We start from the raw sequence: 12,808 nt of genomic DNA, 5'->3' as shown, positions 1-12,808 counted from the left end.
GCGGGACGGGATATTACGGACTTAGCGACTGGCTGTCTAGTGCTTTTTTATCGAAATGATGCGTTTGCTTATGCTTTGTTCATTTCAAGCTAAATAACGTACAAATCCGCGCTTCCCGCCCCTAAACACTACGATTTACCCCCTGCCAGCGACGTTTTTTTGCCCAATCCCAGCGCAAAATAGCACAGACTAACCACGGCTAAAAAGGCGATACCGACCAATAAAGACATCCGCGTATCGATATTTATATACATTCCCACCAGCACACACAGCAAAAATGCCATCGTCAGGTAGTTTACCCACGGGAACAGTATCGATTTAAACGGATGTGCGGCCAGCGCAGCACGATGCTGCTCACGAAAACGCAGTTGGCTGATCAACACCACAAACCACGGCACCATGCCTGGCAGCACGCTGGCGCTATACACATAAACAAAGACTTTTTCCGGGTTAGGGATAACGTAATTCAGGAGCGACCCAGCCACCAGACAAAGAATAGAAACCATGACGCCTGCCGCCGGTACACCACTGGCCGTCACTTTACCTAGCCAGGCAGGAAGCTGACGGTTGTTAGCCAGCGAATACAGCATACGCCCACAGCTATACATGCCGCTGTTACAGCCAGACAACGCGGCCGTCAGCACCACAAAGTTGATGATACCTGCCGCCGCCGTGATACCGATTTTGGCAAACGTCAATACGAACGGGCTACCGGACGTACCGATTTCATTCCAGGGAAAAATGGTGACGATAACGAAGATCGCGCCGACATAGAAAATCAGAATGCGCCACAGAATGTTATTGATCGCACGCTTCAGCGTCACCTGTGGATTTTTCGCCTCGCCTGCCGTAATGCCCACCAGCTCAACACCCTGATAGGACGCTACCACCAGACAGAGTGCGAACAGCAAGCCTTTCCAGCCTCCGGCCAGGAAGCCACCGTGTTCAGTCAAGTTGCTGAATCCGGTCGCCTGACCGTGGTTACCAAAGCCAAAGAAAATAATGCCAACACCAACCACGATCATCACGATGATCGTGGTTATTTTTATCATTGCGAACCAGAATTCGATTTCGCCATACAGCCTGACTGCCGCAAGGTTTGCGCCCGCCACCAGCGCCACCGCGGCAATAGCGGGTATCCACTGCGGTAAATCGGGGAACCAATACTGAACATATACGCCAATGGCGGTAATTTCCGAAATCCCGACCGCCATCCACATAAACCAATAGCCCCACGCGGTGAGATAACCGAAGAAGGGATTCATGTATTTATGTGCGTAGACGGCAAACGATCCCGCGACCGGCTCCAGATAGAGCATTTCGCCCATTGAGCGCATGATGAAGAAAACGAAAATCCCAGCAACAATATAGGCCAACAAGACTGATGGCCCCGCCCATTTCAGCGCGCTGGCGGCGCCCATAAACAGCCCGACACCGATCGTGCCACCCAGCGCAATCAGCTCAATATGCCGGGCTTCCAACCCCCGATGGAGTTTCTCCTGCTTTATATCTTCTGCCATATATCCTCTGTCTTTATGTTGTGCTTATCCCGACTGTTGTCGGTTATTGTTCTTATTTCAGAAATGCTATCTATGAAAAAAATGTTCCTCGCCTCAAATTGGCGGCCATGAAAATACCGTAATGTGGGTTTGAATAACATATCAAGGATGATGAATACGCCAAAGATAGAATTCTGTATTTCTGATTGACGAGTAAACAGACAATTAAAATCGAATAGGAATAAGAAATCAGGTTTATATATTGTGAGGAAAGGTTGTGGAGCAAGGTTGGCGCGTTAAACGCACCAACTCAGTGAAGCTACAGGCGACCACTGTAGTGATAGACAATATATTTCAATAACTTAAACTGCCTAAAAATACGACCCGGCTGGGACAACAAGCGATACAGCCATTCCAACCCTAAATTTTGCCACACGAGCGGAGCGCGTTTCACATGTCCAGTAAAGACGTCGTACGTGCCACCGACACCCATATACAGCGCATCAGGGTAGTGGTGGCGACAATCGCGCATCAGGATTTCCTGCCGTGGTGACCCCATCGCGACGGTAACAATTTGTGCGCCGCTGTCACGAATGCGCTCAAACAACGCATCGCGCTGCTCCGGCGTAAAATAGCCATCCTGACTGCCGACAATATTCACGTTCCACTGTGCCCGCAGTTTCGCTTCCGTTTGTGCCAACACATCAGGCTTGCCCCCCACCAGAAACACCGGCGTTCCCTGTTTGCCTGCCCGTTCCATCAGCGCTTCCCACAGGTCTGCACCCGCAATACGTGCGACGTCAGCCTCTGGATATTTGCGCCGTATGGAACGCACAATGCTGATACCGTCCGCATACTTGTACTCTGCGCGATCGAGCAACGTGCGCAGCGCCACGTCTTTTTCCGCCGTTAACACTTTCTCAGCGTTAATCGCGACGAGCGTACCCGTTTCAACCCGCTCGCCTGCAAACAGATAGTCAACAAACTGCGCCATATTACGAAAACCATGAATGGGCAAACCACGAATAGTATACCGAGGAATGGCCCCTGTCGTTTTCAACACTGTCATATCTGCTCCTTTATCACAGGATCCTGTACGGTGCTGGGTGTCGGTGCTAGCGGCGTGGCACGTACGCGCATCAGACGCTGCCGGATGAGTCCGGCGCTTTCCAACAGCCAGTAAAGCAACTTCGCCACGAGCAGACACAGGCCAAAAATCAGACAGAAAAACACCACGCGTGACACGAAGGCATCGACACCCTCACGCGCCAGCACAATGATATTGAATACAGCACCGAAGCAGAACGCCTGCAAGATAGCAGCCTTATAGCGATTGCTATCGTTCTTCCCTAGCTCGTACACCCAGTCAAACCACTTGATAACCAGCCCCACGGCGATCGCCCCCAGCGGGATAAACAATACGCCGCCCATTACCACCAGCGAGCCCAACAGCGTGGGGGATATCGCTAGCCCAGAGTGATTATTCAATACTTCCCAAGTGAAGTAGTTGGCGCTGTTTAACACCAGATTCGGGCGGTCCGGCCAGAGCCAGGAAGGAATAAAGACGTAAAAATCACGGGCAATCGGAGCCAATCCCTGAAATTCAATCTTGTCATAGTTCTGCCACAGCAGCGCCAGATTTTCCCAAGGTGAGAAGGTGTCACGCGTTAAATAGAGGAAGGTATAAAAAGCATAATCGCCGCTGACATCCAGCCCATAGCGTTTCAGCGCCAGCCAGAACATCCCGACAATCCCAAACACGCCAGCGGCGACTAACATCCAGAGCGTAATCCAGCCGCGCTGGATACCAATAAATAGAAACAGAGCGAAGGCGATGATCACATTCGCGCGCGTGCCACCGACAATCACATACGTCAGCATTCCAAAAGCGACCGTTCCAACGAGGAACAGGAACCACGCCCGCTGCGTTTGACGCAGAAAATACACCACCAGCATTGCCGGAATGAAAAAGTAGAAAAAGCGTTTCAACGCCACGCCAGACACATCGCTGGAAAATATCTGGCTATAAGTACGCAGCTTAAACAGCAGGAAACCGTTGTTGAGAAAGAAAATACCGACGGTCGCGACCGCAATCAACGCCAGCAGCAGCCAGGTTAGGTTAGCTTCAACCCGATTCACGGTCAGGAGTGGCGCGCGCGGCACAGCGCTTTTCTGGCGCAGTCGCGTCTTATAGCTGACGTAATAGATGGCATAGAATGCCGTCGCGGACAGCATCGCCTGCAGCAGGTACTGCACAGGGACAACGTCAACGCCAAACCGGAACGCCAGCACACAGGTAAACGGAAAACCAAAATAGAACGTCAATAAATAGAGTAGGGAAAATAGCACGTTAAAATTAAAACGCACCCGGCGAAACTCCATCCAGGTCAGGCTCAGGATAAAAATGACGGAAATCAGGTAGACGACAAACAGCCCACCAAATTGCCCCAACGTCATGTCGGTTCTCCCGCTGCCAACGCCAGCGCATCGCGCCAGCCTTGTAGATAATTGGGATTGAAGAACGCAATCTGGTGCTTATCGACTGATGCCAGTTGTCGCTGCGCCTCGCGCACCAACGCTTCATCCATCTGGTCACCGTAAAACAGCACGGGTAGACCTTGTTCCGTCAGGTCTTGCCAGAACGGGTTTTGCCGACTGATCACGAACGGCACACCAAACTGAATGAGCAGGCATAACGTCCCGATCCCCTGCTGGCGATCGAAAATAAAATAGCCCAAATCACAGGTGCGCAGCATGTTGAGATAATCATCAAACGCCAGTTGGTCTTTCAGCAGTTGGAAATTTTTCACACCGAACAGCGCCAAACCGTCCTTTTCCACCTGTGCGATGTAAGACGCGTTGTTCGCAGGGTAACCCATTGGCACAATAACCCGCACATTGCTCCCGAACTGCTTGTGAATCGCCTGCAACGCTTCCTGATGACGATTGGTGCGATCGCCAGAATTGCCGACCAGAATCGTCATCGGCCCAGCAAGTGGTTTATCCACCTGCATGCCTGTTAGCGCTGGATCCATCCGTGTAGGGAAGTACAGCAATGACGTCGGCACGCGAGGCGCACGCTGCTGATACCACGCCAGATCGCCACGCGTGGCAAACACGTGTCCGACACGCTTTTGCGCCATCCGTCGCAGCAGATAAAACAGACGATACTTCAGGCTGCTCGCTTCTTCATACAAATCCGCGCCCCAAACGTGCCAGTAAACCTGCTCAGATTTGATTTTCCCGCGCAGCAGCGCCAGCCACAGCGTGGGGTTAAACTGCCCATGCAGAAAAAAGCGCATCTTACGGTTCGCTTTCGCTCTGGCGATAACCGCTTCAGCCAGCGTTTTTTTATCCACGCAGGTTTCGATACGCAATGCAGGAAAATCGGCCGGCGAAATGCCGTCGTGAGAAGCCACGATAAAATGCCGAACCTGATGCTCGGGGAGTTCCGTCGCCAGTACGTCGTTAAAAAAACGTAAAACGGTCTGGTTATGATGCGGGATATCAGATCCCAATACATGAATCAGTGTCGTCATGCTCGCCTACGGTAAATAATGAATACGCAACAACAAAGCAAAAAATAGACCAGGTAGGTTGCCATATAGGCCTGCGCTGCGCCTTGTGCGCCATAAAGCGGAATCAACCAGTGAGAAAAACCGGTCAACAGGAGAAACTGGCTCACTTCCGTGAGCAGATAAAAGCGCAGCGCCGCTTTCGCAATGACCAGATAGCCAAAGACGTAAGCGCCCACTTTCATTACATCGCCTATCAATTGCCAAACGAAGAGATCTCTCATTGCCGTGAACTCGCTGGAGAACAGCAGCCAGATGGCAACATCTCGCAGCAGCCACACACAAAAGCTGACGCCCGCCACGACGGGCAGCACAAATTTCAGCGAACGAACAATTTCCTGCGCCAGTGCAGACTTATCCGTCAAGCGCGAGAGCGTCGGCAACAGATACACGGTAAAAGAAGCGGTAATAAATTGCAGATAAGCATCGGAAATACTGCTGACACCCTGCCAAATACCCACTTCGTTCCAGCTGTAATGTGCCGCCAGCAGGTTACGCATCATGATGTACGCAACGGGCAGCGTCACCGCCGTCATCAACGCCATGAGCGTAAATTTGCCCAGCTGTCCGGCGATGACGCGATCCCACGCCGGTTTTAGCGATGCCAGCGCCAGCGGTGTACGCCGTAATAGCATAATGCCTGCCGGAATCACCAACAATGCAGGCACCAGCGCCAGCCCTGCGAGCGCACCAACATAGCCACCCAGCCGCAGGCAGAGCCAAAAGGCCGCCAGCCCAATCAAGCTACCCCCGATAACAGCCAGCGCGTTGCCTATCGCATCCCGATAGCCTTTGAGGATCGCCAGAAACAAGTTGGCGTAGGCGATACCCATCTGGATAAACGCCAGCGCACGTACCACATCGCGATAGTCATCATGCCCAAACAACAGATTGGCGATAGGCGTTGCGGCCACCAGAAAGAGCATTGCCAGAAAGGTGGAGAACCCCAACACCAGCGTGACAGACGTACCGAGCAGCGGCTTCAGTCGTTCCGGCTGTTGCTGATACTCTGCGACGTACTTAGTGACACCGTTAAAGATCCCGGCACCGGCTAACACACCTAACACCGTAATAAGTTGGCGGAAATTCCCCGCCATTCCCACACCGCTGGGGCCAAACGTGACCGCCAGCAGTTTGACGACCACCAGCCCCGCGCCGATTTTTATCAGCGTGGAACCTGCCGTCCATATCGATGCTTTCGCCAACGACATATCAGGAGAAGAAGCTCAGAATGGTATTGATAACGGTCCGCTGATTGACGTCCGAGAGGTTGTAGAACAGCGGTAAACGCACCAGCCGTTCGCTTTCCTGCGTCGTGTAGCGATCGTCACCAGAGAAACGACCGAAGTTCAGACCCGCCGGACAGCTATGCAGCGGGATATAATGAAAGACCGTCATGATTTCCGCTTCTTTCATGTAATTGATAAACGCGTTGCGGTCGTCCTGATCGCGCAGTTTGATATAAAACATGTGCGCGTTATGAATGCCATTAGCTGGCACGGTCGGCAGGGTAAGTCGCCCGGCATCAGCCAGCGATTTAAAGGCCGCGTAGTAGTTCTGCCACAGTTTCAGCCGACGTTCGTTGATCGGACGCGCCGCTTCCAACTGGGCCCAGAGGTAGGCAGCCTGAATATCCGCCATCAGGTAGCTTGAACCGATATCCCGCCAGGTGTATTTGTCCACCTGTCCGCGGAAAAACTGGCTCCGGTTGGTGCCTTTTTCACGGATGATTTCCGCGCGTTCCACCAACCTGGCGTCATTAATCAGCGTGGCTCCGCCCTCACCGCCCGAAGTGTAGTTTTTGGTTTCGTGAAAGCTGAAACAGCCGATATGGCCGATAGAGCCAAGAACGCGGCCTTTGTAGCTGGACATCACGCCCTGCGCGGCATCTTCCACGACATATAAATCGTATTTCTTCGCCAGCGCCATAATCGCGTCCATTTCACAGGCCACGCCTGCATAGTGAACGGGCACGATAATGCGCGTTTTTTCCGTAATTGCCGCTTCGATCTTCGTTTCGTCAATGTTCATGGTATCCGGGCGGATATCGACAAACACGATCTTCGCACCGCGCAACACAAAGGCGTTGGCGGTGGAAACAAACGTGTAGCTCGGCATGATCACTTCATCGCCGGGTTTAACGTCCAGCAAAATCGCCGCCATCTCCAGCGAAGCCGTGCAGGAAGGTGTGAGCAGGACTTTTTTACTGCCGGAGTAATGCTCCAGCCACTGCTGACAGCGGCGGGTAAAGCCACCATCACCGCACAATTTACCGCTGCTTATGGCAGCCTGCATATAATCCAGTTCCGTACCAACAACCGGTGGCGCATTAAATGGAATCATGTAATTACCTGTATAACCAATACGCCGTGTCCTCAATCGTGGCACCACGGCGAAGATAAAGACGAAGCGCCGCCACATTACCAACCTGCGTCGCGACCCGAAGACGTATCAAACCTTGTTGTCGGCACCACGCTTCCGCCAACGCCATCAGCTGTGAACCAATGCCCCGTGCGGTAACACCCGGCCAAACGCCCAGTAGCCCGATACGTGCATCCGTGTCATCCATTCTACGTAGCGTGACCCATCCCTGTGGAGTACCGACAGCATCTTCCACCAGTAAACAGCAGTGGTCGAACGTGCCACGCACGGCATTTTCCATCCACTGCGCGTAGAAGCGCCCACTATCTTCCGGCTGATACCACGGGGAACGAAAGCGGCTCAGTGCAAAAACACGTGATGCCGCGTCCCTCAGCACAGGAATATCGTCAAGCGAGGCTTCACGCCAGCGCGGTAGCGGCATCACTACGGTAGCCCGTTCCAGTGAAAGACTGAGATCGACCTCGCCTTCCACCAATCGGAAACCGAGGTCGGCCAATGCATCCGCCAATCCCAGATTGTCCGCCGCAATTTTGGCCTGCGTCAGCGCAAATGCATTCAGTGCATCGGGCGTCAACACAGGCGCAGAAGGCGAAAAATTCAGCTTACCGCTGCCAATCTGAAAGAACTCGCTCTCCCAGCCCAGCAGCTCAACCGTGGCGCGAATCTCTCCCTGTCCTGCTGATACCGGATGGGTCATCGTTTCGCCCTCTCTTTTCTGCCATATACCACGAAATTTAGTCGTTCAGCCCTAAGCGCTCGCCGGTATAGGAACCGTCCTGCACGCTGCGCCACCATTTCTCGTTATTCAGATACCAACTGACCGTTTTTTTCATGCCTGTCTCAAACGTTTCTTCTGGACGCCAGCCCAGTTCACGTTCAATTTTCCCAGCATCGATCGCATAACGCATATCGTGGCCTGGACGGTCTTTCACGTAGGTAATGAGATCGCGATAATGCGCCACGCCAGCAGGCTTATTCGGTGCTAGCTCTTCCAGCAGCGCACAAATCGTCTGCACCACTTCGATATTTTTACGTTCGTTGTGGCCACCGATGTTGTACGTCTCACCGATTTCGCCTTCCGTCACCACTTTGTACAGTGCGCGAGCGTGGTCTTCGACAAACAGCCAGTCACGGATTTGCGCGCCGTCACCGTAAACGGGTAACGGTTTGCCCGCGACCGCATTCAGGATCACCAGCGGAATCAGCTTCTCAGGGAAATGGTAAGGGCCGTAGTTATTCGAGCAGTTGGTGATAACCGTCGGGAACCCGTAGGTACGCAGCCAGGCGCGAACAAGGTGGTCGCTGGAGGCTTTCGATGCGGAATAAGGGCTGCTTGGCGCATAAGGCGTGGTTTCGGTAAACAGATCGTCCGTCCCGTGCAGGTCACCAAACACTTCATCGGTAGAGATATGGTGAAAACGGAACGCCTTCTTATCGGCATCAGCCAGGTTCTGCCAGTAGTGGCGCGCCGCTTCCAGCATCGTATAGGTGCCAACAATATTGGTTTCGATAAACGCCGCCGGGCCATCGATAGAGCGATCGACGTGGCTTTCTGCCGCCAGATGCATCACCAGCGCGGGCTGGTAGGCCGCAAAGACGCGATCCAGTTCAGCGCGATCACAGATATCCACCCGCTCGAAGGCAAAACGTTCACTATCGGCAACCGGTGCCAGCGAAGACAGGTTCCCCGCATAGGTCAGTTTATCGACCACAACGACACTGTCCTGAGTTTCAGTCAGAATGACTCTGACCAATGCTGAACCAATAAACCCGGCTCCACCGGTAATTAAAATACGTTTCAACGCCATACTCCTTTGGTATCAATGATCCACTGTTGTTTCACATCTTCTGGGTTAATCGCTTTAAACTGATGGTGGTCTACCAGCATCACGAGCACATCGGCTTCTTTTAATGCGCTGAGGGTATCGACCAATTTTACCTGCCCGGCCAACACGGACGGCAGGTGTTTGACATTCGGTTCGACGACTAACGTCACACCCGTATTCCATTGTGCAATCATGGAGGTAATCCCTACCGCAGGGCTTTCGCGCAGATCGTCGATATCGGGCTTGAACGCCAACCCAAAGCAGGCAACCGTAACTTCACTCGCACGTTTATCCGTTTGCACCAGATAATCCGCCACAGCCGCTTTTACGCGATCCACCACCCAGAGCGGCTTGCCATCGTTCACCAGTCTAGCGGTATGAATCAACCGCGCCTGCTGCGGATTCTGCGCCACGATGAACCAAGGATCGACCGCAATACAGTGCCCGCCAACGCCAGGACCGGGTTGCAGGATATTGACGCGAGGGTGGCGGTTTGCCAATCGGATAAGTTCCCATACGTTAATGTTTTGTTCGGCACAAATCAGCGAGAGTTCATTGGCAAAAGCAATGTTAACGTCGCGGAAGCTGTTTTCGGTCAGCTTACACATTTCGGCGGTGCGGGAGTTAGTAACCACACACTCACCTTCGAGGAAGATGTTGTACAGTTCGCTCGCGCGAGCAGAGCACACGGGCGTCATACCGCCAATAACGCGATCGTTCTTAATCAGTTCCACCACAACCTGACCGGGTAGTACACGTTCAGGACAATAGGCAATATTGATATCCGCCGTTTCCCCGGCCTGCTGCGGAAACGTCAAATCCGCGCGCGCATCGGCCAGCCACTCGGCCATTTGTTCCGTCGCTCCCACGGGGGAAGTCGATTCCAGAATCACCAGATCGCCTTTCTTCAGAACAGGCGCGATGGACGCCGCTGCCGCCTGAACATAGGCCAGATCGGGCTCGTGATCGCCTTTGAAAGGGGTAGGAACGGCAATGAGAAAGGCATCGGCCGGTACAGGCTTCGTCATCGCCTGAAGGTAACCATTTTCTACCGCGACCTTGACCAACGTACCCAAATCGGGTTCGACGATATGGATTTCGCCGCGATTAATGGTTTCGACCGCCAGTTTGTTCACATCGACACCGATGACTTTTTTCTGGCGTGACGCAAAGGCCGCAGCGGTGGGTAAACCGATGTAGCCCAAACCGATGACGGAAATGGTAGTAAAGCTCATAGTATCACCATAATTTTTATGTCGGGCCGTCGCATAGCGACGTTTAAAATCGCTCCTGGCGATTTTTTAAAGCATCAACGATGCGTTGACAGGCTTGACCATCACCAAAGGGGTTATGAGCGTGGCTCATTGCCTGATACGCCTCTTCGTCCGTCAACAGCATAGACACCGCATCGACAATACTCGCCACTTCCGTACCGACCAGTTTAACTGTACCCGCTTCCACCGCCTCCGGCCGTTCCGTCGTATCGCGCATCACTAATACCGGCTTGCCTAGCGACGGGGCTTCTTCCTGAATGCCACCCGAGTCGGTCAAAATCATGTAAGAGCGATTCATCAAATACACAAAAGGCAGATAGTCCTGCGGTGCAATCAGCATCACATTATCAATACCGCTCAGGATACGGTTCACCGGCTCACTAACGTTAGGGTTCAGGTGAACAGGGTACACAATCTGCACTTCGGGGTGTCGCAGGGCAATATCTGCCAGCGCGCTACAAATGCGCTCAAAACCGCCGCCAAAACTTTCACGTCGATGCCCGGTAACCAGAATCAGCTTCTTGTTGTCATCCAAAAAGGCATATTTTTCATCGAGACTGCGGCGTAGCGTCGCGTCGCCGACGATTCGGTCACGCACCCAAAACAACGCGTCAATCACCGTATTGCCCGTGACAAAAATATGTCGATCGGACAAGTGCTCACGCAGCAAATTTTGTCGGGAATTCTCCGTCGGGGCAAAGTGGTACATCGCCAAGTGTCCCGTCAGCTTACGGTTGGCTTCTTCCGGCCAAGGCGAATACAGGTTACCCGTGCGCAAACCCGCTTCTACATGACCGACCGGTATACGCTGATAAAAAGCCGCCAGACTGGTTGCCAACGTCGTAGTGGTATCGCCGTGTACCAACACGAGATCCGGTTTGAACTCCGCCATAACGGGTTCAAGCCCCGATAAAATCCGGCAGGAGATCTCACTGAGTCCCTGCCCCGGTCGCATAATATCCAGATCGTAATCCGGCGTAATATCGAACAAACGCAGCACCTGATCCAGCATCTCTCGGTGCTGGGCTGTTACGCAAATTCTCGATTCAAAGGCTCCATCCTGAGCCAAGGCATGAACCAGCGGCGCCATTTTAATGGCCTCCGGCCGGGTGCCGAAAACAGTCAACACTTTCACATTGAATCTCTTTAATCAGGTTAGACGCAGATGCTCACTGAGCATCCAATGCAAATCAGCAAGCCAGTTAGCGCGGACGGCGAGCCAAGGCAATACCCGCCCCGATGAGCGCACCAATCGCACCCCACATCACCATCAGAAATGCCCGGCGCGGGCTGTCACGCTTTACCGGTTCTTCCGGCGTCCGCAAATAGCGATACGTCTGGAAAGCGGCTTCAAGCGTTGGCCCAACGTTCAGCGTTGCCAACATCGCACGGTTTTGATCGTAATCCAGTTCGTAGTGAGGACCGCTGGTCTGTAGCGTCTCCAGTCGGGCTTGGAGCATCGGCCTGCCAAGCAGAAACATCTCCGATGCGGGGACTTCATCAGCCGGTGTATCCGTCTGACTACGGCTAATACCTTGCTGTTGTGCGATCTTCAGCGCCAGTTCAACGCTGCGCACTTCACGATCGTAAATCGCTTTTGCTACCGCTTCCTGACGCTTGATCTGCGACTTCATGAAAATGGTTCTGGCAGCCCAAGCCCCCTTAATTTCTTCATTCAGATGGCTGGCAGCACGCAGGCTGGCAAAGGCCACATACTGGCGGAGCAACGTATTCGCATCCGCAGAAGTTTCAGCCACTAACTTAACGGAATCATTGGTTTTTTTACCATCATCGCGCGCCGTAAACTGAATATTGTTGACCATTTCATCTAGCAGGGCTGCATCAGCCTTGGCATCACCTTCCAGACGTTGCTTGTAATAGTTGGTCTGCAACCAGAAATCATGGCGAGTGTCATAGGCCGCTAATTGCATAATGAACTCACCGTAAGCATCTGCTGAAATAGGCGGTTGTTCAGCCGGAGGGGTGGAAAAAGATCGCGCGTCGAGGTTACGCAGGAACTGCTGCTGCGAATAATACCCTCCTAACATATTGACCGTTGGTTTGTCGGTAATCGCTGTCGCACTCCACTCCTGTTTCACCAGGTAGGAGTAGCCTAATGCGACGATGGCAAAGAGCAGACCAATCGCTATCGGCCAAACTTTCCCACGCCACAACTGGCGAAATAAACCACGGATATCCAGTTCGTTATCAATCAACGCATTCCCACTAGACAAGTTCTCTGATTTCATTAC

At 53.0% G+C, this 12,808-nt stretch carries 11 protein-coding genes; all 11 read right to left on the bottom strand.

The features are described from left to right. Window positions 1-128 precede the first annotated feature (128 nt). The 11 genes from thrP to wzzE all read right to left on the bottom strand — a co-directional run bounded on the left by thrP (window position 129) and on the right by wzzE (window position 12,805). Window positions 129-1,520 carry a bifunctional threonine/serine APC transporter ThrP gene (gene thrP / locus AACH44_RS00825; RefSeq protein WP_261846837.1) on the bottom strand — a complete coding sequence of 464 codons (1,392 nt, stop codon included), beginning with the start codon at window positions 1,518-1,520 and terminating at the stop codon, window positions 129-131. A 298-nt stretch (window positions 1,521-1,818) separates the two neighbouring features. Next, window positions 1,819-2,568, bottom strand: coding sequence for a lipopolysaccharide N-acetylmannosaminouronosyltransferase (gene wecG, locus AACH44_RS00820; protein WP_261846838.1), 750 nt, complete (start codon window positions 2,566-2,568; stop codon window positions 1,819-1,821). Continuing rightward, entirely contained in the window at window positions 2,565-3,956 is a 1,392-nt protein-coding gene (gene wzyE, locus AACH44_RS00815; protein WP_261846839.1) for an ECA oligosaccharide polymerase, read from the bottom strand. The genes wecG and wzyE overlap by 4 nt, the downstream gene beginning before the upstream one ends. Then, on the bottom strand, window positions 3,953-5,038 hold the full coding sequence (locus AACH44_RS00810) for a TDP-N-acetylfucosamine:lipid II N-acetylfucosaminyltransferase (protein ID WP_261846840.1): 1,086 nt from the start codon (window positions 5,036-5,038) through the stop codon (window positions 3,953-3,955). Before AACH44_RS00810 ends, wzyE begins: the two co-directional genes overlap by 4 nt. Beyond that, the gene (wzxE, locus tag AACH44_RS00805; protein WP_261846841.1) at window positions 5,035-6,285 is read right to left on the bottom strand and encodes a lipid III flippase WzxE; all 1,251 of its coding nucleotides are present in this window, start codon (window positions 6,283-6,285) and stop codon (window positions 5,035-5,037) included. The genes AACH44_RS00810 and wzxE overlap by 4 nt, the downstream gene beginning before the upstream one ends. A gap of 1 nt (window position 6,286) precedes the next feature. Next, window positions 6,287-7,417, bottom strand: coding sequence for a dTDP-4-amino-4,6-dideoxygalactose transaminase (rffA, locus tag AACH44_RS00800; protein ID WP_261846842.1), 1,131 nt, complete (start codon window positions 7,415-7,417; stop codon window positions 6,287-6,289). A 4-nt stretch (window positions 7,418-7,421) separates the two neighbouring features. Further along, a complete protein-coding gene (gene wecD / locus AACH44_RS00795; protein WP_261846843.1) occupies window positions 7,422-8,153 on the bottom strand; it encodes a dTDP-4-amino-4,6-dideoxy-D-galactose acyltransferase in 732 nt (243 codons plus the stop codon). A 37-nt stretch (window positions 8,154-8,190) separates the two neighbouring features. Beyond that, window positions 8,191-9,264, bottom strand: coding sequence for a dTDP-glucose 4,6-dehydratase (rffG, locus tag AACH44_RS00790; RefSeq protein WP_261846844.1), 1,074 nt, complete (start codon window positions 9,262-9,264; stop codon window positions 8,191-8,193). Beyond that, window positions 9,255-10,517, bottom strand: coding sequence for a UDP-N-acetyl-D-mannosamine dehydrogenase (gene wecC / locus AACH44_RS00785; protein WP_261846845.1), 1,263 nt, complete (start codon window positions 10,515-10,517; stop codon window positions 9,255-9,257). Before wecC ends, rffG begins: the two co-directional genes overlap by 10 nt. 43 nt (window positions 10,518-10,560) lie before the next feature. Then, window positions 10,561-11,691 carry a non-hydrolyzing UDP-N-acetylglucosamine 2-epimerase gene (gene wecB / locus AACH44_RS00780; RefSeq protein WP_261846846.1) on the bottom strand — a complete coding sequence of 377 codons (1,131 nt, stop codon included), beginning with the start codon at window positions 11,689-11,691 and terminating at the stop codon, window positions 10,561-10,563. 67 nt (window positions 11,692-11,758) lie between these two features. Then, window positions 11,759-12,805, bottom strand: a complete 1,047-nt coding sequence (wzzE, locus tag AACH44_RS00775; protein WP_261846847.1) for an ECA polysaccharide chain length modulation protein — start codon at window positions 12,803-12,805, stop codon at window positions 11,759-11,761. Between the last annotated feature and the right edge of the window lie 3 nt (window positions 12,806-12,808).

This window comes from Pectobacterium araliae (genome assembly GCF_037076465.1).
Lineage (GTDB): Bacteria > Pseudomonadota > Gammaproteobacteria > Enterobacterales > Enterobacteriaceae > Pectobacterium > Pectobacterium araliae.
This window is presented reverse-complemented; position numbering and strand designations above follow the sequence as displayed.